This window comes from Enterobacter sp. BNK-8 (genome assembly GCF_048685095.1).
Taxonomy (GTDB): Bacteria; Pseudomonadota; Gammaproteobacteria; order Enterobacterales; family Enterobacteriaceae; genus Enterobacter; species Enterobacter quasiroggenkampii.
Map to the genome: position 1 here is coordinate 2,925,849 of NZ_JBLQTN010000001.1, position 25,814 is coordinate 2,951,662.

The following is a 25,814-nucleotide window of genomic DNA, read 5'->3' on the forward strand; positions in this document are numbered from 1 at the left end:
CTTATACATGAACAATATGAACGTAATTATTGCCGATGACCATCCGATTGTACTGTTCGGTATTCGCAAATCACTTGAACAGATCGAGTGGGTGAATGTAGTCGGTGAATTTGAAGACTCTACAGCACTGATCAATAACCTCCCAAAGCTTGATGCACACGTGCTCATTACCGATCTCTCCATGCCTGGAGACAAATACGGTGATGGGATCACGCTCATCAAATATATTAAACGTCACTTCCCGGATATCTCGATCATTGTTCTCACCATGAACAACAACCCGGCGATCCTGAGCGCGGTTCTGGATCTGGACATCGAAGGGATTGTGCTGAAACAAGGCGCACCGACCGATCTGCCTAAAGCGCTTGCGGCGCTGCAGAAAGGCAAGAAGTTCACGCCTGAAAGCGTTTCTCGTCTGCTGGAAAAAATCAGCGCGGGTGGCTACGGTGACAAACGCCTGTCGCCGAAAGAGAGTGAAGTTCTGCGCCTGTTCGCAGAAGGTTTCCTGGTGACCGAGATTGCCAAGAAGCTGAACCGCAGTATTAAAACCATCAGCAGCCAGAAGAAATCAGCGATGATGAAGCTGGGCGTGGATAACGATATTGCTCTGCTGAACTATCTCTCCTCCGTCACGCTGAGCGCAACCGACAAGGATTGATCTCCGCTGTTTATGCCGGGTGGCGCTCGCGCTTACCCGGCCTACAGAACCCGCAGGCCCGCGCAAGCGCAGTGCCGCCGGGCAATTAAAAAAGGCCCTTCCGGGCCTTTTTTATATCCGTGTTTTTCTCACACGCTCCGCGTAAATCGACAATGTCTGCTTCAGCACGTCCAGCGTCACCGGTTTCGACAGACAGCTGTCCATGCCTGACTCCAGACAGCGCTGCTTCTCTTCCGCCAGCGCGTTCGCCGTTACGCCCACCACTGGCAACGTCAGGCCAAGCTGTCGGATGCGCTGCGTCAGACGGTAGCCGTCCATATTAGGCATGTTGACGTCGCTCAGCACGATATCAATATGATTCTTACTCAGCACGTTCAGCGCATCCACGCCGTCATTGGCGGTTTTGCACTGGTAGCCCAGCGATCCAAGCTGGTCAGCCAGCAGGCGACGGTTTATCGGATGGTCATCCACCACCAGAATCATCATATCGTCATTCACCGACGCCAGAGACTCCGGTGACGGCAATCCACCCGCGCCGTCGCGCTCTTCCAGTTCCACTTTGTAGATGCGCGCCAGCAGGCTCAACAGCTCGTGCGGGGTGGCGACACTGTGTACCCATTCCCCTGGTGCGCGCTCAACCGGGATACCGATGTGGCGACGGCAGAAGAGCACTGACCCTCTCCCCTGCCACGGCTGTTCCGGCATCTCGTCGGCGATCAGCACATCGTCCACGTCCGGTGTTTGACCTTCATAGCGGCTCACCCTCACGCCGCTGTGGGTAAGCAGTGCCGTCAGATAGTCATTCAGCGAGGCGTTATGCACCGCCAGCCAGCAGCGCTTATCGCTCAGCCCGTCTACCGTGGCTTTTGCCGGATACTGCGCCGAATAGAGCGGAATGCGGATGGTGAACTGGCTGCCCATGCCGGGCTCGGTATCCACGGAGATGTCGCCATCCATCATGCTGACGAGCTTCTCACAAATCGCCAGCCCCAGTCCGGAGCCCTGGAAGTTACGTTGCACGCCGGTACCGACCTGGAAGAACGGATCGAACAGACGAACCACCTCCTTCGCCGGGATGCCGACGCCCGTGTCGCGCACGCGAATGCTCAGGTAATCCCCCGCCCGGCAGACGTGCAGCACAATACAGCCGGTATCGGTGAATTTAATGGCGTTGCTGAGCAGGTTAGAGATGACCTGTTGCAGGCGCATCGGATCGCCGTGCAGCGTCAGCGGCACGTCCGGCTCAATAAAGCAGTAGAGCCCCAGCTGTTTACGCACCACCAGCGGGAGATAGTTGGCGCTGATATGGTTCATCACCTCGCGCGGCGAAAACTCGCGCGGCTCGATTTTCAGCTGCTCGGACTCGATTTTAGAGAAGTCGAGAATATCGCTGATGATCTTCAGCAGCAGGCTGGAGGAGTTGTTCATCGCCGTCACCAGCCGGTCGACGCCCTTCGGCAATTCCTTGGTCTGCAGCAGATCGAGGTTACCGATGATCCCGTACAGCGGCGTACGCAGCTCGTGGCTGACGGTGGCAAGGAACATGGACTTCGACTGGCTGGCCTGCTCTGCCGCCTGCGCCATCTCCTGTAACGACTCTTCCATCTTCACGCGCGCGGAGACATCCACCAGCACGCAAATCGCCACATTTTCATTGCGATAGCGGGAATGCACAAAGCTGATCTGCAGGTTGGTGTGCGTACTGGTGAGCACGTCGACAAAGTTAACCTGCTGACCGCAGATAATTTGCGTCAGCCTCTGCCGGTCTTCGTGCGTCAGCATGTTCAGGTAGTTATGTGCCAGTTCGTTACTCAGGATATTGGTCCCGTCCTGGGTACGCAGAATACAAATCCCCACCGGCGCAGAGGCAACAATCTTGCGGTTAAACTGCTCGTGTTCCTCCAGTCGCTGGGCGTCGCTTTCGGCAGGAATAAAGATTTTCCGCTCATACATGCGCGCCAGCGTGAACAGTGCGCCCCCCGCCAGCAGGTTGAGCAGAATCGCATTCATGATAAGAATGCGTATCCGCTCAAGCACCATATCCACCGGCAGCGAATAGACGATACTGAGCGACGAAGGCGGCAGGCTCTTCTTCAGCACCAGCTCGCGGAAACCTGAGGTATAGCCAAACCACGACCGCTCCTGCATCCAGTGCGGTTCAACGTTTAGACGGTTATCGGGCCCGGCAAGCGAGATCAGCTGATGACCGTTTTCATCCAGAATGGTCACGCCCATGGGCAGGCTGCCCGGGGTGAAGAAGTTTTCCATGCGAATGGTCTGCTCAATCCCCAGCAGCGCCTGCAGGCGATTGCCCAGATAAACCGGCGTCAGGGCGTAGAAATAGCCCACGCCCGGACGCGGGCCCTGGCTCACCCAGAAGATGTTATTGCCGCGCTCGTCCTGCGGTGCATTGCGGTATTTGACAATACGTTCATGCAGGCTTTTCAGCGCATCGTCACGCTCAACGGGCACGTCGCGCAGGCCAAAGTCAGCCATGCAGAGATTCTCGCTGCCAATCAGGAAGACGCGGTTCAGGTCATAGGCGGCGGAGAAATTGTCGCGCCAGTAGCGCATAAACCAGGCGAGCGATTCCAGAGAGCCGCGCCAGGTATTGCTCATGGTGGAGCAATCGGAATCCGGGAACAGCGGCTGGAAGTCCGGGACTTCGGTTTTGTCATCACGCCCGCGAAGCGCAAGGATACCGTTTTCCGCCGTCAGACGATTTTCGGCAATATACTTCAGCTCCTTCATCACGTCAGACGTCCGCTGAATGTAGCGCTGGGCCTGGTCGGAGCTTAAGTTAAACTCCTGGCGGATCTCCGCTTCTTTCTGGTGCAGGGCGTTAACGATGTAAAACACCGAGAACAGGGCCACCAGCAGCCAAAGCAGGAGCGCCAGCGCCCGAAACAGATAGCGAGAGACTTTCAGCGTAGTACGAAAGGAGACGAGGTATTTCAAGGGGGCGAGGCTCCGCCGTCGGGGTCAAAAGAATGTGGTTAAGGTAGCGGTAAACGCGCCAGGTCGCAACGTTGACTTATCTGCTTGTGCAAAAGAAAAGGGCCGGAATCCGGCCCTTTTTTGCATCAGGAGACATTACTCGTCAGCGTCATCCGCTACGTCATCGTCGGTGTCGGCTTCCGGCGCGATATCCTCATCGCCTTCCGCGACGCTACCGTCGATGGAGTCGAGCTCTTCGTCATCCACCGGCTCAGCAACGCGCTGCAGACCCACCACGTTTTCATCTTCCGCTGTACGGATGAGGATCACGCCCTGGGTGTTACGACCCACCACGCTGATCTCAGACACGCGGGTACGCACCAGCGTACCGGCATCGGTGATCATCATGATCTGGTCCGCATCGTCCACCTGCACCGCGCCAACAACGGAACCGTTGCGCTCGGTCACCTTGATGGAGATTACGCCCTGCGTGCCGCGAGACTTGGTCGGGTATTCCCCTTCCGCCGTACGTTTACCGTAACCATTCTGCGTCACGGTCAGGATTGCCCCTTCACCGCGCGGAATAATCAGAGAAACAACGCTGTCTTCGCCAGCCAACTTGATACCACGCACGCCCGTCGCGGTACGGCCCATCGCACGAACGGCGTCTTCTTTGAAGCGAACCACTTTACCGGCCGCAGAGAAGAGCATCACTTCATCGGAACCGGAGGTCAGATCCACGCCAATCAGCTCGTCGCCTTCGTTCAGGTTCACGGCGATAATACCGGCAGAACGCGGACGGCTGAATTCGGTCAGCGCGGTCTTCTTCACGGTACCGCTGGCGGTCGCCATAAAGACGTTCACGCCCTCTTCGTACTCGCGTACCGGCAGGATAGCGGTGATACGTTCGTTCGCTTCCAGCGGCAGCAGGTTAACGATTGGACGACCACGCGCGCCACGGCTTGCTTCCGGCAGCTGATAGACTTTCATCCAGTACAGACGACCGCGGCTGGAGAAGCAGAGGATCGTGTCATGGGTGTTCGCCACCAGCAGGCGGTCAATGAAGTCTTCTTCTTTAATACGTGCTGCAGATTTGCCTTTACCGCCACGACGCTGTGCTTCGTAGTCGGTTAACGGCTGATACTTCACGTAGCCCTGGTGAGACAGGGTCACAACAACGTCTTCCTGGTTGATCAGGTCTTCGATGTTGATGTCCGCGCTGTTGGCGGTAATTTCGGTGCGGCGCTCGTCGCCGAACTGATCGCGGACCAGCTCCAGCTCTTCGCGGATCACTTCCATCAGGCGCTCTGCGCTGCCCAGAATATGAAGCAGCTCAGCAATCTGTTCCAGCAGCTCTTTGTATTCGTCGAGCAGTTTTTCATGCTCAAGGCCGGTCAGTTTCTGCAGACGCAGATCCAGAATCGCCTGGGCCTGCTGTTCAGTCAGGTAGTACTGACCGTCACGCACGCCGAATTCAGGTTCCAGCCACTCAGGACGCGCCGCGTCATCGCCCGCACGTTCCAGCATCGCGGCGACGTTGCCCAGATCCCACGGACGGGAAATCAGCGCAGTTTTCGCTTCCGCCGGGGTTGGTGCACGACGGATCAGTTCGATGATCGGGTCGATGTTGGCCAGCGCAACCGCCAGCGCTTCAAGGATGTGCGCACGGTCGCGCGCTTTGCGCAGTTCGAAGATAGTACGACGGGTCACCACTTCACGGCGGTGACGGACGAACGCGCTCAGGATCTCTTTCAGGTTCATGATCTTCGGCTGACCATGGTGCAGTGCAACCATGTTGATACCGAAGGAGACCTGAAGCTGCGTCTGGGAGTACAGGTTGTTCAGGACAACCTCACCCACCGCGTCGCGTTTGATCTCAATCACGATGCGCATGCCGTCTTTGTCAGACTCGTCACGCAGCGCGCTGATGCCTTCAACACGTTTTTCTTTTACCAGCTCCGCGATCTTTTCAATCAGACGCGCTTTGTTCACCTGATACGGGATCTCGTGAACAATGATGGTTTCACGGCCGGTTTTAGCGTCCGCTTCAACTTCGGCGCGGGCACGGATGTAGATCTTGCCGCGGCCGGTACGGTACGCTTCTTCAATACCGCGACGACCGTTGATGATCGCCGCCGTCGGGAAGTCCGGACCCGGGATGTGTGCCATCAGCCCTTCAATGCTGATGTCTTCATCGTCGATATAGGCCAGACAGCCGTTAATCACCTCAGTGATATTGTGCGGCGGAATGTTGGTTGCCATACCGACCGCGATGCCGGACGAACCGTTCACTAACAGGTTCGGGATCTTGGTGGGCATCACATCTGGGATGCGCTCGGTGCCGTCGTAGTTATCGACGAAATCAACGGTCTCTTTTTCCAGGTCGGCCATCAGCTCATGAGCGATTTTCGACATACGGATTTCCGTATAACGCATCGCCGCAGCGGAGTCGCCGTCGACTGAACCAAAGTTACCCTGACCATCTACCAGCATGTAGCGCAAGGAGAATGGCTGCGCCATACGAACGATGGTGTCATAAACGGCGGTATCACCATGCGGGTGATATTTACCGATGACGTCACCGACGACGCGGGCAGATTTTTTATAGGCTTTATTCCAGTCATTGCCCAATACGTTCATGGCGTATAGTACGCGACGGTGTACCGGCTTCAGGCCATCGCGGACATCCGGCAGCGCACGGCCAACAATGACCGACATCGCATAGTCCAGATAGGAGCTCTTCAGCTCTTCCTCGATGTTAACCGGTGTAATTTCTCTCGCAAGGTCGCTCATCTAACCGCTATCCCTCTACTGTATCCCGGATTCAAAGGTCGCAAATTATAACACAGCCGAGGTGATTGAGGTAAACCTATACGCTTTATTCACAGGGATTGCCTGATATACTCATTCGTCTTGCTAAATAAGGAGTAAAAGCACCCATGAATGCCGAAAAATCCCCGGTGGCTCACAACGTTGACCACGAAGAGATTGCCAAATTTGAAGCGGTGGCGTCCCGCTGGTGGGATCTCGAAGGTGAGTTCAAACCGCTGCACCGTATTAACCCGCTGCGTCTGGGCTATATTGCGGAGCGTTCCGGCGGTCTGTTCGGTAAAAAAGTGCTCGATGTCGGCTGCGGCGGCGGTATCCTGGCGGAAAGCATGGCGCGCGAAGGGGCGAACGTCACGGGCCTGGATATGGGTTTTGAACCGCTGCAGGTTGCCCGTCTTCACGCGCTGGAGTCTGGCATACAGGTAGACTACGTGCAGGAAACCGTGGAAGAACACGCGGCAAAACATGCCCATCAGTACGATGTGGTGACCTGCATGGAGATGCTGGAGCACGTTCCCGATCCACAGTCCGTAGTGCACGCCTGTGCAAAACTGGTGAAACCGGGCGGCCAGGTCTTCTTCTCAACCCTCAACCGCAACGCTAAAGCCTGGCTGATGGCCGTCGTCGGCGCGGAGTATGTGCTGCGCATGGTGCCGAAAGGCACGCATGACGTGAAGAAATTCATCAAGCCGGCGGAGCTGTTAAGCTGGGTTGACCAGACGTGGCTCAAGGAGCAGCACATCACCGGCCTGCACTACAATCCGCTGACCAATAAATTCAAACTCGCACCGGGCGTTGATGTTAACTATATGTTGCACACAACCGCCAAAAGCGACTAACGTCATTCGTTATTCTTATAAAGATTGCGCGACATCATGTTGCGCAATTCTGACCTCCCGTTGAAGAAATCAGCACTCGATCAAATTTTGAATTTTTTTTCTTAATTATTGACATGTCTTCCAGGCCTTACGGTACGAGGACTTAGCCTTTTTTACCCTTTCACAACCTCAATTTAACGTCAAAATCAACCCTTGTGCTGAAAAGATTCGATACTAGAATACTCACCATATAGCGTTTTTCTTATCGCAAACCCCCTATATGTAGTATTTATCCACAGAGTTAGTCACAAGACGGTTCTGTGGATAAGCGGGGGATATTTTTTATTTCACGGACAGGTAAAACCCACATGAATCAGAGTCTGCTGGTGACAAAGCGCGACGGTACTACCGAGCGTATCAATCTGGACAAAATCCATCGAGTTCTCGACTGGGCAGCAGAAGGACTGAACAACGTATCTATCTCCCAGGTTGAACTGCGTTCTCATATTCAGTTCTACGACGGCATCAAAACGTCTGATATCCACGAAACCATCATCAAAGCGGCGGCGGACCTGATCTCCCGCGAAGCACCGGATTATCAGTACCTGGCTGCACGTCTGGCGATTTTCCACCTGCGTAAAAAAGCCTACGGCCAGTTTGAGCCGCCGAAGCTTTACGATCACGTGGTGAAAATGGTTGAGCTGGGCAAATACGACACGCATCTGCTGGAAGACTATACGGAAGAAGAGTTCGAGCAGATGAACGGGTTTATCGATCACTGGCGCGACATGAACTTCTCCTACGCGGCGGTGAAGCAGCTCGAAGGCAAATACCTGGTTCAGAACCGTGTAACCGGTGAGATCTACGAAAGCGCCCAGTTCCTCTACATTCTGGTGGCCGCCTGCCTGTTCTCAAACTACCCGCGTGATACCCGTCTGGATTACGTGAAGCGATTCTACGATGCGGTATCGACGTTCAAGATTTCTCTGCCTACGCCAATCATGTCTGGCGTGCGCACCCCTACCCGTCAGTTCAGCTCCTGCGTGCTGATCGAGTGTGGTGACAGCCTGGATTCCATCAACGCCACCTCCAGCGCCATTGTGAAATACGTTTCCCAGCGCGCCGGTATCGGCATCAACGCCGGCCGCATCCGTGCGCTGGGCAGCCCGATTCGCGGCGGTGAAGCTTTCCACACCGGCTGTATCCCGTTCTATAAGCACTTCCAGACGGCAGTAAAATCCTGCTCTCAGGGCGGCGTACGCGGCGGTGCTGCGACCCTGTTCTACCCAATGTGGCACCTGGAAGTGGAAAGCCTGCTGGTTCTGAAAAACAACCGTGGTGTCGAAGGCAACCGCGTGCGTCACATGGACTACGGCGTGCAGATCAACAAGCTGATGTACACCCGTCTGCTGAAGGGCGAAGACATTACCCTGTTCAGCCCGTCCGACGTCCCGGGCCTGTACGACGCATTCTTCGCCGATCAGGACGAGTTCGAGCGTCTGTACACCAAATACGAAAAAGACGACAGCATCCGCAAGCAGCGCGTGAAGGCGGTCGATCTGTTCTCCCTGATGATGCAGGAACGTGCCTCTACCGGCCGTATCTACATCCAGAACGTTGACCACTGCAATACCCACAGCCCGTTCGATCCGGTCGTTGCGCCAGTGCGCCAGTCTAACCTGTGCCTGGAGATCGCCCTGCCGACCAAACCGCTGGAAGACGTGAACGACGAAAACGGTGAAATTGCGCTGTGTACGCTGTCCGCATTTAACCTGGGCGCAATTAAGAGCCTGGACGAGCTGGAAGAGCTGGCCGTGCTGGCAGTTCGTGCCCTCGACGCTCTGCTGGACTACCAGGATTACCCAATCCCGGCCGCGAAACGCGGTGCGATGGGCCGCCGTACCCTGGGTATCGGCGTGATCAACTTCGCCTACTGGCTGGCGAAAAACGGCAAGCGTTACTCCGACGGCAGCGCTAACAACCTGACGCACCAGACGTTCGAAGCGATTCAGTACTACCTGATGAAAGCCTCTAACGAGCTAGCGAAAGAGCAAGGCGCGTGCCCGTGGTTCAACGAAACCACCTACGCGAAAGGCATTCTGCCGATCGACACCTACAAGAAAGACCTGGATGCGATCGTCAGCGAGCCGCTGCATCTCGACTGGGAAGGCCTGCGCGAGTCCATTAAAACGCACGGCCTGCGTAACTCCACGCTCTCTGCCCTGATGCCGTCTGAGACCTCTTCGCAGATCTCTAACGCCACCAACGGCATTGAGCCACCGCGCGGCCACGTCAGCATCAAAGCCTCGAAAGACGGCGTGCTGCGTCAGGTGGTGCCGGATTACGAGACGCTGGGTGACAACTACGAGCTGCTGTGGGAAATGCCAAACAACGACGGTTACCTGCAGCTGGTGGGTATCATGCAGAAGTTTATCGACCAGTCGATCTCTGCCAATACCAACTATGACCCGACGCGCTTCCCGTCAGGCAAGGTTCCGATGCAGCAACTGCTGAAAGACCTGCTCACCGCCTACAAATTTGGCGTGAAAACGCTGTACTATCACAACACCCGTGATGGTGCGGAAGACGCGCAGGACGACCTGGTTCCGTCAATTCAGGACGATGGCTGCGAAAGCGGCGCATGTAAGATCTAAGCACTTCGCCGGGTGGCGCTACGCTTACCCGGCCTACGGTTTTGTAGGCCCGGCAAACGCATTGCCGCCGGGCAATAAAATCTCAACAGGACTCACCGCAATGGCATATACCACCTTTTCACAGACGAAAAACGACCAGCTCAAAGAGCCGATGTTCTTCGGCCAGCCGGTCAACGTGGCACGCTACGATCAGCAAAAATATGACATCTTCGAAAAGCTGATTGAAAAGCAACTCTCCTTCTTCTGGCGTCCGGAAGAAGTGGACGTCTCCCGCGACCGTATTGACTACCAGTCTCTGCCGGATCACGAAAAACATATCTTCATCAGCAACCTGAAGTACCAGACGCTGCTGGACTCCATTCAGGGCCGTAGCCCGAACGTGGCGCTGCTGCCGCTGATCTCGATTCCAGAGCTGGAAACCTGGGTGGAAACCTGGGCGTTCTCCGAGACGATCCACTCCCGCTCTTATACCCACATTATCCGCAACATCGTGAACGATCCGGCGGTGGTGTTTGACGATATCGTCACCAACGAGCAGATCCAGAAGCGCGCGGAAGGCATTGCTCATTACTACGACGAGCTGATCGAGATGACCAGCTACTGGCACCTGCTGGGTGAAGGCACCCACCACGTGGATGGCAAAACCATCACCGTAAACCTGCGTGCGCTGAAAAAGCAGTTGTACCTGTGCCTGATGAGCGTCAACGCGCTGGAAGCGATCCGCTTCTACGTGAGCTTCGCCTGCTCCTTCGCCTTTGCCGAGCGCAAGCTGATGGAAGGCAACGCCAAGATTATCCGTCTGATTGCCCGTGATGAAGCCCTGCACCTGACCGGTACCCAGCACATGCTGAACCTGCTGCGCAGCGGCACGGACGATCCTGAGATGGCGGCAATCGCCGAAGAGTGCAAGCAGGAGTGCTACGACCTGTTCGTGCTGGCGGCCCAGCAGGAGAAAGAGTGGGCAGACTATCTGTTCCGTGACGGCTCCATGATTGGCCTGAACAAAGACATCCTGTGCCAGTACGTGGAGTACATCACCAACATCCGCATGCAGGCTGTCGGTCTCGACCTGCCGTTCCAGACGCGCTCTAACCCTATCCCGTGGATCAACACCTGGCTGGTGTCCGATAACGTGCAGGTCGCGCCGCAGGAAGTGGAAGTGAGTTCTTATCTGGTCGGTCAGATTGATTCTGAAGTCAACACCGACGACCTGAGCGATTTCCAGCTCTGATGACGCGCGTCACGCTGAGCCTTTCGGGTACAGAAGTGCTGTGCCAGGAAGAGCACCCTTCCCTGCTGGTGGCGCTTGAAGCGCATCAGGTGGAGGTCGAGTACCAGTGTCGTGAAGGCTATTGCGGCTCGTGCCGCTGCCGTCTGGTCGCCGGCCAGGTGGACTGGCTGACCGAACCGCTGGCCTTTATCAACGAAGGGGAAATTTTGCCCTGCTGCTGCCGGGCAAAAGGCGATATCGAGATCGAGATGTGAATGTGTCGGGTGGCGCTTCGCTTACCCGACCTACAAAACCGCAGTTCGTAGGCCGGGTAAGGCGCAGCCGCCACCCGGCAATTTCAGCGTTAATCCTTCAAAAAGCTCACCGCTTTATCCGGGAAGTCCGTAAACAGTCCGTCCACGCCCGCCTGCTTATACAACACCTCATAAAGCTGATTCACATCCGTGGCATACGGCGGCAGCTGGTCTGCACGCACGGTGTACGGATGCACCTGCATCTTGCTGGCATGCGCCTCTTTCACCATCGCCGTCAGCTTCACGTGGCCCGGCGTTGAGCCTTCCGCCACCAGCATATGGTAATCCGGCCCAATGCCGTCGGCGTACTGCGCAATCTGCTTCATCGCGCCCGGCTTAAACATCCAGTCGTAGTTGTAGTTCACCCACGTCCCGTCCGGCTGCTTCTCCTGGGTTTCATTCCAGTCAGTGTAGGCAATCAGCTGCACCAGGTTGAGGTTCATGCCCATCTTCGGCTCCAGCTCGGTTTTGATGCGCTTCAGTTCGGCGGCATCAAAACACTGCAGGTAGACCTTGTCCTTCTTGCTGGTGTAGCCGTACTGTTTCAGCACCTCCAGCGTCTTCGCGGCAATGTCCTTCCCTTCCTGATGGTGGAACCACGGCGCTTTGATTTCCGGATAGATGCCGATGTTTTTACCGGTTGAGTGGTTCAGCCCCTGAACAAACTCAATCTCTTCCTGGAAGGTATGGATCCGGAAGTCAGATTTGCCCATCGGGAAACGTCCCGGATAGACCTGTACCTTCTTGCCGTTTTCAATCTCGAAGCCTTCGGTAAACTTCAGAGAGCGGATCTCCGCCAGCGTGAAGTCGATGGCATAGAAGCGGCCATCTTTACGGGCGCGATCCGGGAAGCGCTCCGCCACGTCCGTCACGCGGTCAAGATAGTGATCGTGCAGGACGACCAGCTGGTCGTCCTTCGTCATCACCAGATCCTGCTCCAGGTAATCCGCGCCCTGCGCATAGGCCATCGCTTTCGCCGGCAGCGTATGCTCCGGCAGATAGCCGCTCGCGCCGCGGTGGGCAATAACGATTTTATCCGCCGCCAGCGCGGACCCGGTCATCAGGCCCGCCAGCAGCAGGCCTGTCGCTAACTGAGTTAATTTCATCGCAAAGCTCCTTATTGACGACGTGCCAGCACTTCAGCGTGGTGACGTTTTTCCCCGATCATCACAACAATCAGCAGCAGTACCGCCAGCACGCTACCGCCGATCATCACCATAAAGCCGCCGTCCCAGCCGAAGAAGTCAACGGTGTAGCCTACAATGGCGCTCGCCGCGACCGAACCGCCGAGGTAGCCGAACAGGCCGGTAAAGCCCGCCGCCGTGCCCGCCGCTTTTTTCGGCGCCAGCTCCAGGGCATGCAGACCGATCAGCATCACCGGACCGTAAATCAGGAAACCGATGACGATCATGCAGGCCATATCTACTGATGGGTTACCCGGCGGGTTGAGCCAGTACACCACGGTCGCAATGGTCACCAGCGTCATAAAGAACACGCCCGTCGCACCGCGGTTACCTTTAAACACTTTGTCCGACATCCAGCCGCAAAGCAGCGTGCCCGGGATCCCGGCGTATTCATACAGGAAGTACGCCCAGGAGGATTTATCCAGCGCGAAGTGCTTCACCTCTTTCAGGTAGGTTGGCGACCAGTCGAGGATGCCGTAGCGCAGCAGGTAAACGAACACGTTCGCGACCGCGATGTACCACAGCAGCTTGTTCGGCAGCACGTACTTCATGAAGATCTGTTTTGCGGTCAGCTCTTCTTCATGTTCCTTGCTGTAATCATCCGGATAGTCGTTTTTGTACTCTTCAATCGGCGGCAGACCGCAGGACTGCGGCGTATCGCGCATCAGGGCGAAGGCAATAATCGCCACCAGAATGGCGCCAAAGGCAGGCATGTAGAGCGCCGCGTGCCAGTCGTTGAACCAGGCCATCCCCAGCAGGAACAGCAGAGGCGGAATACCGCCGCCCACGTTATGGGCGCAGTTCCACACCGACACGATGCCACCGCGCTCTTTCTGCGACCACCAGTGCACCATGGTACGCCCGCACGGTGGCCACCCCATCCCCTGGAACCAGCCGCAGAGGAACAGCAGCACGAACATGATGGCAATGCTGGAAGTTGCCCACGGCACAAAGCCCATGAACAGCATGACCGCGGCCGCCAGGATCAGACCGGCGGGCAGGAACACGCGCGGATTCGAGCGATCCGACACGGAGCCCATGATGAATTTGGAAAAACCGTAGGCGATAGAGATCCCCGACAGCGCGAACCCCAGATCGCCGCGGGAAAAGCCCTGCTCCACCAGATACGGCATAGCGAGCGCGAAGTTTTTACGTACAAGGTAGTACGCCGCGTACCCGAAGAAGATCCCCAGGAAGATTTGCCAACGCAGGCGGCGATAGAGCGGATCTATTTCTGCCTCTGGCAGACGCGCCCTGTGGGGCGCAGGTTTGAAGATACTGAGCATAACAGCCTCCGTGGCCTTGAAATGAATGAGCAGGTGGCTCGCACCTGAATTCCAGAGGCGGGGATGTTAAGAAATCACGGTGATTGTTACTGTGAATCAACGCACAGATTGTTACAGAAATATGACAGAATGCGCAAAAAAGCGCATGAAATCACGTTTCACTTTCGAATTCCGCGCGTTTATGTTCGAAATCAAACAAACCACAAAATTAATATGGCTAAATGATAAAAAACGAACATAGAGGGTAAACAATGACCAGTCACGATCCTCGTTATAGCGATGTGATAATCATTGGTGGTGGCGCAACCGGCGCCGGGATCGCGCGCGATTGCGCCCTTCGCGGCTTAAGCGTCACGCTTCTGGAACGCCATGATATCGCCACGGGCGCAACCGGGCGTAACCACGGCCTGCTGCACAGCGGCGCCCGGTATGCGGTCACCGACGCGGAATCCGCACGCGAATGTATTGCTGAAAACCAGATCCTCAAGCGTATCGCCCGACACTGCATTGAACCGACCGACGGCCTCTTTATTACCCTTCCTGAAGATGACCTCGCCTTTCAGGACACCTTTATTACCGCCTGCGGCGCCGCGGGCATTCAGGCTGAAGCCATGGATCCGGCGCTGGCGCGTAGGCTGGAACCGTCAGTTAACCCGGCGCTTATCGGCGCGGTGAAAGTCCCTGACGGCACCGTCGATCCGTTCCGCCTGACCGCCGCCAACATGCTGGACGCCCGGGAGCATGGCGCACATATCCTCACCGGGCACGAAGTGACCGGCCTTATCCGCGAAGGCCACCGCATCTGCGGTGTGCGGCTTTTTAATACGCAATACAATGAGCACAGCGAGCTGTATGCCACCGTGGTGGTCAACGCGGCGGGGATCTGGGGGCAGCGGATTGCGGAATACGCTGACCTGTCGGTGCGCATGTTCCCGGCGAAAGGCTCGCTGCTGATCCTCGACCACCGCATCAATAACCACGTGATCAACCGCTGCCGCAAACCGTCTGACGCCGATATCCTCGTGCCGGGAGATACCATTTCGTTAATCGGGACGACCTCAACCCACGTGGACTACAGCGAAATTGACTACAACCGCGTCACCGCTGAAGAGGTGGATATCCTGCTGCGCGAAGGGGAAAAACTGGCGCCGGTGATGGCGCAGACGCGCATTCTGCGCGCCTACGCGGGCGTGCGTCCGCTGGTCGCCAGCGACAACGATCCGAGCGGACGTAACGTCAGCCGGGGCATCGTGCTGCTCGATCACGCCGCGCGCGACGGCATGGACGGGTTTATCACCATCACTGGCGGCAAGCTGATGACCTATCGCCTGATGGCCGAGTGGGCAACCGATGCCGTCTGCCGCAAGCTGGGGAATACCAGGCCGTGCGTGACGGCAGAACAGCCGCTGCCGGGATCGCGGCAGTCCACCGAAAAAACGCTGCAAAAAATCATCTCTCTGCCCGCGCCGCTGCGCGGGTCCGCGGTATACCGCCACGGCGACAGAACGCCACCGTGGCTCGGTGAAGGACGAGTAAGCCGCAGCCTCGTGTGCGAGTGCGAAGCCGTCACCGCCGGTGAGGTGCAGTACGCGGTGGAGAACCTGACGGTCACCAGCCTGCTCGATCTTCGCCGACGCACCCGCGTCGGAATGGGCACCTGCCAGGGCGAACTGTGCGCCTGTCGCGCCGCCGGGCTGTTGCAGCGTTTTCACACCACCACCGCTACCCAGTCGCTCGATCAGCTCAGCGCGTTTTTAAACGAGCGCTGGAAAGGCATTCAGCCTGTCGCCTGGGGTGATGCCCTGCGTGAAAGTGAATTTACCCGCTGGGTCTACCAGGGGCTTTGCGGTCTTGAGAAGGAGCAACACGATGAAATTTGATACCGTGATTGTCGGCGGCGGGCTGGCGGGCCTGCTCTGCGGCATTAAGCTCACGAAGCAGGGGCTGCGCTGCGCGATTATCACCCGGGGGCAGAGCGCCCTGCACTTCTCGTCGGGCTCGCTGGATCTGGTAGACGAAGCGTACCGCGATAAGCTGCCACCAGAGCACCCGTATCACCTGATTGGCGCGCAGCATATTGACCGCTTTGCGCTGGAGACCGAAGCGCTGCTGGCAGACTGCGGCGCACGTCTGCAGGGCAGCGCCCGGCTCAATCACCAGCGCATCACGCCGCTCGGCACCCTGCGTTCCGCGTGGCTCAGCCCGGAGGAGGTGCCCGTTGCCCCCATTCGCGCGGAACGCGTGCGGGTGGTAGGGATTAGCGGCTTTCTGGATTTCCAGCCCCATCTCGCGGCGGCGTCGCTCTGTCGCCAGGGCGTTAACGCCGAAACGGCAGAGATAGAGCTGCCTGAGCTTGATGTCCTGCGCGATAACCCGAGCGAGTTTCGCGCGGTGAATATCGCCCGTTTTCTGGATAACGAAGAGAAATGGCCGTTGCTGTATGACGCCCTCAGGCCGCTTAGCAACAACTGTGACGCCCTGCTGATGCCCGCCTGCTTCGGTTTACGCGACAACCGGCTCTGGCGCTGGCTCTCGGATCGTCTGCCCTGCTCGCTCGGCCTGCTGCCCACGCTGCCCCCGTCCGTGCCCGGCATCCGCCTGCACACCCAGCTCCAGCGCCAGTTTGTTGCCCAGGGCGGCGTGTGGATGGCGGGGGATGAGGTGAAGAAAATTACCCTGGTGGACGGCGCGGTAAGCGAAATCTGGACGCGAAACCACGAGGATATTCCGCTTCGCGCCCGCTATACGGTGCTGGCAAGCGGCAGTTTCTTCAGCAACGGGCTGCTGAGCAGCCGGGAAGGCATTCGGGAAGCCATTATGGGGCTGGATGTTCGCCAGCGAGCCTCCCGCGCGGACTGGTATCAGAGTGATTTCTTCTCGCCGCAGCCCTGGCAGCAGTTCGGCGTGATTGTCGATAACCACCTGCATCCGCAGCTTTCCGGTAAGCCCGTCAGAACTCTTTTTGCTATCGGTTCGCTGCTGGGCGGATACGATCCCATCGCCCAGGGATGCGGTGGCGGCGTCTGCGCCGTCACGGCGCTGTATGTGGCAGAGCAGATTAGCCAGCGCACGGAGGCTGAACAATGAACGACACCCGTTTTGAAAGCTGCATCAAATGCACGGTGTGTACCACCGTCTGCCCGGTCAGCGGCGTGAACCCACGCTATCCCGGGCCTAAACAGGCCGGACCGGACGGCGAGCGCCTGCGCCTGAAGGACGGCAAGCTGTACGATGAAGCCCTGAAATACTGCATCAACTGCAAACGCTGCGAAGTCGCCTGCCCGTCGGATGTGAAAATCGGCGATATTATCCAGCGCGCCCGGGCGCGCTACAGTACGCAAAAGCCGTCGCTGCGGGACGCGATTCTGAGCCACACCGATCTGATGGGCAGCGTCTCTACGCCGTTTGCCCCGCTGGTGAATGCCGCGACCGCTCTCAAACCGGTGCGCCAGCTGCTGGATGCCACGCTGAAAATAGACCATCACCGCAGCCTGCCGAAATATTCTCACGGCACCTTCCGCCGCTGGTATAAATCCGTGGCGGCGAAGCAGGCGCAGTACGCCGAGCAGGTGGCCTTTTTCCACGGCTGCTATGTGAATTACAACCATCCGCAGCTGGGTAAAGATCTGCTGAAGGTGCTGAACGCCATGGGAACCGGCGTACAGCTGCTTAGCAAGGAGAAGTGCTGCGGCGTGCCGCTGATTGCTAACGGGTTTACCGATAAAGCGCGCAGTCAGGCTCGAAGTAATGTCACCTCCCTGCGTGAAGCCATCGTCGACAAAGGCATACCGGTGCTCGCGACCTCGTCCACCTGTACCTTCACCCTGCGCGATGAGTATCCGCATCTGCTGGACGTGGACAACACCGGCCTGCGAGAGCACATCGAGCTGGCAACGCGCTTCCTGTGGCGTAAGCTGGACAGCGGGCAGACGTTGCCGCTGGGAAAATTGCCGCTGAAAGTGGTGTATCACACGCCGTGTCATATGGAGAAGATGGGCTGGTCGCTCTATACGCTGGAGCTGCTGCGGTTAATCCCGGGGCTGGAGCTGACGGTGCTGGACTCGCGCTGCTGCGGGATCGCGGGAACCTACGGCTATAAGCGTGAAAACTACGAAACGTCGCAGGCGATCGGCGCTCCGCTGTTCCGTCAGATTGAGGAGAGCGGCGCGGATATCGTGGTAACGGACTGCGAAACCTGCAAGTGGCAGATTGAGATGTCCACCAGCAAGCGCTGCGAGCATCCGATTACGCTGCTGGCAAAGGCGCTCGGGTGAACATGGCCGGGGCGAAAGGCCCCGGCACAGGCGTTACTCCACGAACAGCGACTCAACCACGTTAATCCAGCCGTGCTCGCTGGCCACCTCTTTGCCATTCAGCCAGCGGCGCAGCATGTTCAGCGCCATCATGGCGCACACCTCCTGACGCACCGCCAGGCTGTGGCGGGTAATGCTCATTTTCACCCGCAGGGCGTGGGTGCCCTCGGGCGTCGCCAGCGCGAAGTTGAGATGTTCTTCATCCAGCCCGCCGACAAACAGCGCCAGACCGGCAAAATGCTTCACCCTTCTCTCGGACGCCCAGCGGGCGGTCTGCGCCAGGGTCTCCTGCTGGAACGGCACCACTTCGCTCGCCAGCAGCGGCGCGTTGACGCGCGACAGCTGAAGTGCCAGCAGGCCACCGGTGAACTGCTCGCTTAAGGTCACGCTCAGTTGACGCGCCTGCAGCTGCTTCGCAATCTGCGCGGGCAACCCTTCCGTACCTTCAAAGATCAGGCTTTCGCCCGCCACGCGCTGCACCTCGGGCCACAACGCCAGCATCGCCTCTTTCTGTTCGGCCGGGCCTGTCAGCTTAAGTTCAATGATCGGCATGGAGGAGCGATAGCCCATGGACACGCCCGGCGGCAGCGGAAGGTGATCGAGGCTCTGGGCCAGATCGCTTTCCGAGCGACCAAAGGTGGTCAGACGCAGGCACAGCGGCGGTTCCGGCAGGGTAAAACGATCGCGAAGGCGCGGCAGGATCTGCTGCTCGACCATCACTTTAAATTCTGAGGGCACGCCCGGCGTGAAGAACATCAGACAGCGGTTCAGCTGCATGGCAAACCCACACGCGGTACCGACCGGGTTATCGACCAGTTCAGCACTGGCGGGAATTTCAGCCTGTTTGCGGTTGCTGGGGGCCATGACGCGGCCACGTTCGGAGAAAAAACGCGCCATCTGCGAGAGCCACGCCTCATGCAGCACCAGCCCTTCGCCTTTTGCGGTCGCGGCGGCCAGGGCGCTGAGATCGTCACTGGTGGGACCGAGCCCGCCGTTCACAATCAGCACGTCGCACTGTTCACTGCGCTCGCGCAGAACAGCGACCAGTGACTCAAGATTGTCGCCCACCGTATTGCGGCGCGTTAACGGTAATCCTTGCTCAAAGAAAAGATCGGCCAGCCAGGCAGCATTGGTATCAATAATTTGTCCATGCAGCACTTCGTCGCCGGTGGATAACATCTCCACGTTAATCATTGTGTTCTCCCGCTTATTTGGTCAAAACACTATAGCGCAAACGCGGGGTGGAGCAGAGAGAAACTGGCGCGACAGCATGCCGCGCCGGAGAGATTAGAAGCCTGCGCTGACGCCCACGTACGGGCCGTCGGCCAGCGCGTTATCGCGGTTACCGTCTTTGCCGGCCAGGTTCAGATAGCGATAGCCTGCTTCGATGGTGATTGGACGCATGATGGTCCAGCGTGCGCCAGCGTTGGCCTCTTCATAGCTGTCGATACCGCTTGAGAGGGAGTCTGGAGAGTAGTAGTACTCACCAAACAGGCCAAAGCTGTCGCCAATTTTCCACTGCAGACCGCCGCCCACTGCCGCCGCGTACCCTTCATCACCGTCATTTGGGTTGGTATAGATACCTTTACCGCCGACGGTCGCCAGGAACGGGCCAAGAGGAACGTTGAAACCCAGGCCGAGGCTGGCCGCGTCGCCGTCGTCATCGTTATGCGTCCAGCCGCCGGTCATCGCCAGACCGGATGTCTCGGTACCCATGCCAAAGCCCAGGTGGGTATAATCCTGACCCGCCGAGCCGTTAATGCTAATGGCGTTCGCCGCCGCAGATACAACCATCAGGCCGAAGCCCAGTAATGCCACTTTTTTCATTGTCGTGATCCCGCACAATTTTTATAGAGAAGTCCCAAAACCGCGAGATTTTAACCTGGGTCTTCCGGGGATCAAGCACTCTGCGTGCGGCCGGTCAGTAGATTGTAACTATTTGAAACGGCTATTATCCCTTCAGCGCTGCGTTAACCCACTCCTGCAGCGCGCGGCGCGAAACTTTAATGCCGCCATTTTTGAGTTCAGTCGGCAGCAGCAGCCAGCGGACGGGTTGCTCAAAACGCGCCACCTTGTCCCTCACCCAGTCGGGTAAGCAGGTGATATCCGTTCCCGGCTCGCACTCCACGACCGCCACCGGACGTTGCCCGAATTCAGCGTCGTCCAGCGGAACGATAAACACCTGGTTAACCTGCGGGTGCGTGGCGATAACGCGCTCCAGCGATTCCGGCTGGATCCCTTCTCCGCCGCTAAAAAAGAGGTTGTCCATGCGGCCAAGGATTGTCAGACGGCCGTCATGCCATTCGCCGCGATCGCGTGTGGCGAACCATCCCTGCGCGTTGGTCAGCGGAATCAGTTCACCATCCCGCCAGTAGCCTGAGGCCATGCTTTGCGCCCTGATCCAGACTTCACCGTTAACGACCTGCACCTCTCTGCCCGGCAGCGCACAGCCCACGTCCGGCTCGCCGTCCGCCTCTTTCGCACAGACGGTAGAGGCAAACTCGGTCAGACCGTAACCGCAGAAGGTGCGTATATCCTGCTCTCGCGCCTGTTCGGTCAATTCAACAGGGATGGCCGCCCCGCCCAGCAACACCGCTTTCAGTGCGACAGGCTGGTGGGCATTCAGCAAACGCCAGAGCTGGGTTGGCACCAGTGAGGCGTGGGTGCAGCCGCACAGCGCCTGCTCCAGAGGCTGTTTCTCGCGTACGGTTAACCGCGCGCCGGCCTGCAGCCAGCGCCATAAAATCCCCTGGCCGGAAACGTGAAACAGTGGCAGCGAAAGCAGCCAGTCGTCGTCTTCACCGTAGGGCATCAGCGCCAAAACGCCGCGCGCGCTGGCAAGGTGGGCCTCGCAGGTATGGACCGCCGCTTTCGGCAGCCCGGTGGAGCCGGAGGTCAGCGTCATGGAGGCCAGCCGCACCGGTTGCCACGCAGCGCAATACGCATCGGCTGTCTCGCGCATGCACAGGGCAGGAAGAGCGTCGTAGCTGCCGTCCAGCACCAGCGCAAAGCGCAGCGTCATCTGCGGGAGCAGCACGTCCAGCAGCGGGCGCGGTAGCTGCGGATTAGCGGGAAGAATACGCGCCCCGCACTGGAGCAGCGCCAGCCACGCCAGCAGGGTTTGCGGATGATTATGGGCCTGCAGCAGCACGCCGCAGCCCTCCTCCACGCCCTGCTGGTGAAAGCCTGCCGCAAGGCTGTCGATGCGCGCGCACAGCTGTTGCCAGCTGAGCACCTCGTCGTTCAGCCTCAGGGCCGGTTTATCGGCTAACAGCGCGCACCAGTGTCGCCACGGCCAGTCGGTAAAACTCATCGCAACGGCTCCAGCGCCGCGACGTCGAGGCACGGCAGCGCGCTGTCCGGCCACGGGCGGAGAAGCTGAGCCTGCATCAGGTTCAGCGTGTCGAGGCCGGGAACCGTATCCGGCGTTAGCCAGGCGGCCATGCGCGCCAGCTGGGTTAACCCAAGGCTGGACTCAATTGACGAGCTGATCACCGCCGTCAGCCCTAAGGCGTGCGCCGCCGCGACCTGCTCGCGCACTTTCGCCAGGCTGCCGGTCAGCGTCGGTTTAATCACTACCGCGCTGACGCCGGGCTCGGCAGCAAATTCAAAATCGGCCTCGCGCAGGCTTTCATCCCAGGCGATGGCAATCCCCGTTTCGCGGGCGAACGCGCGCGAATCCTCGCGGGTTTTGCACGGCTCTTCGAGGAAGGCAATGCGGCTGCGGTACGCCGGATTGACGTACTTCGCAAACTGCTGCGCCTTAAGCGGGGTCCAGGCGCGGTTGGCGTCCAGACGCAGATGCAGATCGGGGATCGCCTCCAGCAGCAGGTTGGCGACCATGCCGTCACGCACCGCTTCATACAGCCCGACTTTGATTTTCGCGACCTTCTCGCCCGGCATGGCGGAGAGCAGCGCGAACAGCTCGTCCGGATCGCCCGTGCAGAGCGGCGCCGCGCGGTAATTCCCCGCTTCCGGCAGGCTGCCGTCCAGCTCCGCCAGCGCGCAGCTGATACCAAAGGCCGCGGAAGGGACCTCCGGCAGCGCCGGATTTGCACCCTCGCGCCACGCGTCCGCCCACGCCAGCAAGGCCGCCCGCGCGTCATCCAGCGACTCGAGGCTAAAGCCCGGCAGAGGCGAAATCTCGCCCCAGCCTTCCCGCTCGCCCTGCTGCAGATGCACGAAGAAGCCGTCACGGGTTTTTAACCGCCGTTCACGCAGCACCACGCCCGCGTCCATCGGTATCTGCCAGCGGTAAACCTGCGCGCGACGCATTACGGATTCCGTTTGTATTTGCTGAAGTCTGGCTGGCGTTTTTCGTTAAACGCATTGCGCCCTTCCTGACCCTCTTCGGTCATGTAGAACAGCATGGTGGCATTGCCCGCCAGCTCCTGCAGACCCGCCTGACCGTCGCAGTCGGCGTTGAGTGCCGCTTTCAGGCAGCGCAGCGCCATCGGGCTGTTTTGCAGCATTTCACGGCACCAGCGCACGGTCTCTTTTTCAAGATCGGCGAGCGGCACCACCGTGTTCACCAGGCCCATATCCAGCGCTTCCTGCGCGTTGTACTGACGGCACAGGAACCAGATTTCGCGGGCTTTTTTCTGACCGACGATGCGCGCCATGTAGGAGGCCCCCCAGCCGCCATCGAAAGATCCCACTTTCGGGCCCGTCTGGCCGAAGATGGCGTTCTCGGCAGCAATGGTCAGGTCGCACATCATGTGCAGCACGTGGCCACCGCCGATAGAGTAGCCCGCCACCATCGCCACCACCGGTTTTGGACAGGTGCGGATCTGACGCTGGAAATCGAGGACGTTCAGGTGATGCGTACCCGCGTCGTCCTGGTATCCGCCGTAGTCACCGCGCACTTTCTGATCGCCACCGGAGCAGAACGCTTTCTCGCCTTCGCCGGTCAGGACAATCACGCCGATGTTGTCGTCGTAGCGCGCATCCGCCAGGGCCTGAATCATCTCTTTCACGGTCAGCGGACGGAAGGCGTTACGCACCTGCGGGCGGTTGATGGTGATTTTGGCAATGCCGTCGGTGGATTTGTGGTAACGAATGTCGGTGTAGCCTTCGGAGCAGTCCTGCCATTCAACCGGGGCGTAAAGCATGTGTTCATCAGGGTAGATCATAGAGTGTCCTTTATTCGAAGACGCAGTATCTGAGCCAGACTTGCCGCAACCGCATCGGGGTTGTCCCGGTGGGCGTTGTGTCCGGCGTTGGGAATTGCATGGCGAACAGCGTTCAGCTCCGCGGCAAGGGCCGCAAACTTCTCATCACGTTCGCCATAGAGATAATCAAAAGAGAAATGGCGCGCGCTCAGGGCAGCACGCAGGTCGGGCTGCACGGCCAGCGATGTTGCCTCGAGCATCATCGCCAGCGCCGCGCCGCTGTTCTGGCTGCGCAGGGTAATCAGCGCGTCGCGCTGGGCGTCCGTCAGGGAGGCAAACACGGGCTGTTGGTACCAGTCAGCGAACACCTTATCCAGCGGTTCGCTGCGAAAACGTGCTGCCCAGCGGCGGTCGGATGCCAGCCGCGCCTGTCGCGCATCGGCATCCTGCAGGCCCGGATGTCCCCCTTCTACCGTCAGGCCCAACAGCCCCTTTGGCTGCTGGCAGGCATGGAACATCGCAATGCGGCCGCCGAGGGAGTACCCGACGAGCCAGAACTGCAGTATGTTGTAACTAATCAGAGTTCGGGTGAGCAACGCGCTCATCTCGTCGAAGCCCTCGACGCCCAGGTGCCGGGATCCACCGTGACCCGGCAGATCCAGATACAGCCGGGGGTAGTCACGAAGTCGCTCCCCAACACCCTGCCACTCGCGGCAATCGCCGGAAAAACCGTGCAAAAAGACCAGCCAGGGATAGCCTGGTTTTCCGGCCTGCTGCACACCCGAGAGGATCACAGCTGGCTCACCTGCGCCAGCAGGCTTTGCAGGGTCTGCGCACCGTCAGCCTCGTTCACCACCAGCTCAATCAGCGTCGCGCCGGGCTGTTTCCAGGCTGTACCGAGCGCGGCACCCAGCTGTTCCCAGCTTTCCGGGCGATGATATTTCAGGCTGAACATCGCCGCGGCGTGTTCGAACTGCACGTTCTGCGGCATCAGATAGAAGCGCTCGCGCTCGCTCTGCGGCGTAGGCAGCAGGGAGAAAATCTGCCCGCCGTTGTTGTTGACCACAATCAGCACGAACGGGGCTGACACCTGACGCAGCAGCGCCAGCGCGTTGAGATCGTAGAGCGCGGAGAGATCCCCCACGATGGCCAGCGTCGATTTCGCGCTGGCGCGCTGCACGCCTGCCGCCGTGGAGATCAGTCCGTCGATGCCGCTGGCGCCACGGTTGCTGTACACCGGGTAGCCTGCTGGCAGCTGCGAAAAGGCGTCTATCAGCCGCACGACCAGGCTGTTGCCGACAAACAGCTGCCCCTGCTCGGGCAGGTACTGGCGAATACGGTGCGCCAGCCCGGCCTCGCTGAACGCTTCACAGCGCGCATGGGTCAATTCCCACGCCTGGCGCGACAGGTCCGGGAGGGTAACCGCCCAGGGTTTGCGTTTTTCAGCCGGATGGAGCGCCAGCCAGGCGTCGATACGGCTGACCAGACGACGACCGCGATGGTGCGCCGGGTCAAGACGCCCTTCCAGCGCGTCCACCAGCCAGTATTCGTCCGGTGTGCAGGTGGCCTGCCACTGCAGTAACCGTTTGCCGGTTAAACTCGATCCAAGCTGGACCACAATCTGCGCCTGCGACAGCTCGGTGACCGCTTTGGCATTACCCAGCCAGAGATCCGCGCACGGCAGCGGCTGCCCGGTCTGGGAAAGCACGTCGCCTATCAGCGGCCAGCCCAGAGTTTGCGCCCACTCGGCGACCAGCTTGCCTTCGGCGGCGCTCATGCGCCCGGCGATAACCACGCCACGCTTCTGCCGCCAGAAAAACCAGTCGCGCTGTTTCGCGCTCTCAAGGTGCGTCTGCTCGCGCAGCCACGGTTTCTCACTCTGCCACCAGTCGCCGAGGGTCTGCTGCCAGTCAAGACCCGTGTCGTCCAACTCGCCGTAGAGCGGCTCGGCAAACGGGCAGTTAATATGCAGCGCCCCGCTGCGCAGCGTCTCCATGGCATGATCGACGGTGGAGACCAGCCAGCTTGCCGGAATATCCTGAGTGGGACGGGGCAGCGAAATCGTCTGCGAAGGATGTGAAGAAAAGAGTCCCGGCTGACGGATGGCCTGATTGGCGCCGCAGTCGATAAGCTCAGGGGGACGATCGGCCGTCAGCAGAATCAGCTTTTCACCTGTTAACCCGGCTTCAATCAGAGCCGGATAGAGGTTCGCCACGGCAGTACCGGAAGTGACAATCACCGCCACGGGTTCTTTGCTGACCTTCGCCAGACCCAGCGCGAGATGCCCGAGGCCACGCTCATCAAAGTGGGTGTGGTGAATCAACGCCCGGTTTTCGGCGGCCGCCAGCGTCAGCGGCGTTGAGCGAGAACCCGGTGCAATACACACGTGCCTGACGCCGTGGCGCGTCAGGGCTTCAAGGATCACCGCCGCCCAGCGTCGGTTAAAAGAACTTACTGACATGAGATTGTCCGGTATCAAGAATGCGACACAGTATAAATA

At 58.9% G+C, this 25,814-nt stretch carries 19 protein-coding genes; 8 read left to right on the forward strand and 11 right to left on the reverse strand.

Going from position 1 to position 25,814, the window contains the following annotated elements:
* Window positions 1-7: 7 nt before the first annotated feature.
* Window positions 8-658, forward strand: coding sequence for a response regulator transcription factor RcsB (gene rcsB, locus ACMGGU_RS14155; protein WP_003859405.1), 651 nt, complete (start codon window positions 8-10; stop codon window positions 656-658).
* 111 nt (window positions 659-769) lie between these two features.
* On the opposite strand, the gene rcsC is transcribed toward rcsB, so the two are convergent.
* Window positions 770-3,616, reverse strand: a complete 2,847-nt coding sequence (gene rcsC, locus ACMGGU_RS14160; protein ID WP_420300672.1) for a two-component system sensor histidine kinase RcsC — start codon at window positions 3,614-3,616, stop codon at window positions 770-772.
* A 135-nt stretch (window positions 3,617-3,751) separates the two neighbouring features.
* Entirely contained in the window at window positions 3,752-6,388 is a 2,637-nt protein-coding gene (gene gyrA / locus ACMGGU_RS14165; RefSeq protein WP_045908708.1) for a DNA topoisomerase (ATP-hydrolyzing) subunit A, read from the reverse strand.
* Window positions 6,389-6,534: 146 nt separating this feature from the next.
* On the opposite strand from gyrA, the gene ubiG reads away from it, so the two are divergent.
* The 4 genes from ubiG to yfaE all read left to right on the forward strand — a co-directional run bounded on the left by ubiG (window position 6,535) and on the right by yfaE (window position 11,381).
* Entirely contained in the window at window positions 6,535-7,263 is a 729-nt protein-coding gene (ubiG, locus tag ACMGGU_RS14170) for a bifunctional 2-polyprenyl-6-hydroxyphenol methylase/3-demethylubiquinol 3-O-methyltransferase UbiG (RefSeq protein WP_252076894.1), read from the forward strand.
* A gap of 347 nt (window positions 7,264-7,610) precedes the next feature.
* A complete protein-coding gene (nrdA, locus tag ACMGGU_RS14175) occupies window positions 7,611-9,896 on the forward strand; it encodes a class 1a ribonucleoside-diphosphate reductase subunit alpha (protein ID WP_045908710.1) in 2,286 nt (761 codons plus the stop codon).
* Window positions 9,897-9,996: 100 nt separating this feature from the next.
* Window positions 9,997-11,127, forward strand: a complete 1,131-nt coding sequence (gene nrdB / locus ACMGGU_RS14180; protein ID WP_045908711.1) for a class Ia ribonucleoside-diphosphate reductase subunit beta — start codon at window positions 9,997-9,999, stop codon at window positions 11,125-11,127.
* Window positions 11,127-11,381 carry a class I ribonucleotide reductase maintenance protein YfaE gene (gene yfaE, locus ACMGGU_RS14185; RefSeq protein WP_025757202.1) on the forward strand — a complete coding sequence of 85 codons (255 nt, stop codon included), beginning with the start codon at window positions 11,127-11,129 and terminating at the stop codon, window positions 11,379-11,381. The genes nrdB and yfaE overlap by 1 nt, the downstream gene beginning before the upstream one ends.
* 89 nt (window positions 11,382-11,470) lie before the next feature.
* Here yfaE and glpQ read toward each other — a convergent pair whose 3' ends face one another.
* Both glpQ and glpT read right to left on the reverse strand, forming a co-directional pair.
* Window positions 11,471-12,526, reverse strand: a complete 1,056-nt coding sequence (gene glpQ / locus ACMGGU_RS14190; RefSeq protein ID WP_048029690.1) for a glycerophosphodiester phosphodiesterase — start codon at window positions 12,524-12,526, stop codon at window positions 11,471-11,473.
* An 11-nt stretch (window positions 12,527-12,537) separates the two neighbouring features.
* Complete coding sequence (glpT, locus tag ACMGGU_RS14195; RefSeq protein ID WP_045354273.1) at window positions 12,538-13,890, reverse strand: glycerol-3-phosphate transporter; 1,353 nt, start codon at window positions 13,888-13,890, stop codon at window positions 12,538-12,540.
* A gap of 251 nt (window positions 13,891-14,141) precedes the next feature.
* Between glpT and glpA the strand changes: the two genes are divergently transcribed.
* The 3 genes from glpA to glpC are packed head-to-tail and all read left to right on the forward strand — an operon-like array spanning window position 14,142 to window position 18,164.
* Window positions 14,142-15,770: an anaerobic glycerol-3-phosphate dehydrogenase subunit A gene (glpA, locus tag ACMGGU_RS14200; RefSeq protein WP_167211668.1), complete on the forward strand. Its 1,629-nt coding sequence runs from the start codon at window positions 14,142-14,144 to the stop codon at window positions 15,768-15,770.
* Window positions 15,760-16,977, forward strand: coding sequence for a glycerol-3-phosphate dehydrogenase subunit GlpB (glpB, locus tag ACMGGU_RS14205; RefSeq protein ID WP_262802404.1), 1,218 nt, complete (start codon window positions 15,760-15,762; stop codon window positions 16,975-16,977). The genes glpA and glpB overlap by 11 nt, the downstream gene beginning before the upstream one ends.
* Entirely contained in the window at window positions 16,974-18,164 is a 1,191-nt protein-coding gene (gene glpC, locus ACMGGU_RS14210) for an anaerobic glycerol-3-phosphate dehydrogenase subunit GlpC (RefSeq protein ID WP_262802405.1), read from the forward strand. Before glpB ends, glpC begins: the two co-directional genes overlap by 4 nt.
* 33 nt (window positions 18,165-18,197) lie before the next feature.
* On the opposite strand, the gene ACMGGU_RS14215 is transcribed toward glpC, so the two are convergent.
* From ACMGGU_RS14215 to menD, 7 genes are all read right to left on the reverse strand, one after another.
* Window positions 18,198-19,397 (reverse strand): nicotinamide mononucleotide deamidase-related protein YfaY, encoded by a 1,200-nt coding sequence (locus ACMGGU_RS14215; RefSeq protein WP_045908716.1) that lies wholly within the window; start codon window positions 19,395-19,397, stop codon window positions 18,198-18,200.
* Between the two features lie 93 nt (window positions 19,398-19,490).
* On the reverse strand, window positions 19,491-20,030 hold the full coding sequence (locus ACMGGU_RS14220) for a YfaZ family outer membrane protein (RefSeq protein WP_196365123.1): 540 nt from the start codon (window positions 20,028-20,030) through the stop codon (window positions 19,491-19,493).
* A gap of 124 nt (window positions 20,031-20,154) precedes the next feature.
* Window positions 20,155-21,516: an o-succinylbenzoate--CoA ligase gene (menE, locus tag ACMGGU_RS14225; protein WP_406915634.1), complete on the reverse strand. Its 1,362-nt coding sequence runs from the start codon at window positions 21,514-21,516 to the stop codon at window positions 20,155-20,157.
* Entirely contained in the window at window positions 21,513-22,478 is a 966-nt protein-coding gene (menC, locus tag ACMGGU_RS14230; RefSeq protein WP_229226166.1) for an o-succinylbenzoate synthase, read from the reverse strand. Before menC ends, menE begins: the two co-directional genes overlap by 4 nt.
* Window positions 22,478-23,335, reverse strand: coding sequence for a 1,4-dihydroxy-2-naphthoyl-CoA synthase (menB, locus tag ACMGGU_RS14235; RefSeq protein WP_008500223.1), 858 nt, complete (start codon window positions 23,333-23,335; stop codon window positions 22,478-22,480). The genes menC and menB overlap by 1 nt, the downstream gene beginning before the upstream one ends.
* Window positions 23,332-24,108, reverse strand: a complete 777-nt coding sequence (gene menH / locus ACMGGU_RS14240; protein WP_420300673.1) for a 2-succinyl-6-hydroxy-2,4-cyclohexadiene-1-carboxylate synthase — start codon at window positions 24,106-24,108, stop codon at window positions 23,332-23,334. The genes menB and menH overlap by 4 nt, the downstream gene beginning before the upstream one ends.
* Window positions 24,105-25,775, reverse strand: coding sequence for a 2-succinyl-5-enolpyruvyl-6-hydroxy-3-cyclohexene-1-carboxylic-acid synthase (menD, locus tag ACMGGU_RS14245; RefSeq protein ID WP_048029683.1), 1,671 nt, complete (start codon window positions 25,773-25,775; stop codon window positions 24,105-24,107). The genes menH and menD overlap by 4 nt, the downstream gene beginning before the upstream one ends.
* Between the last annotated feature and the right edge of the window lie 39 nt (window positions 25,776-25,814).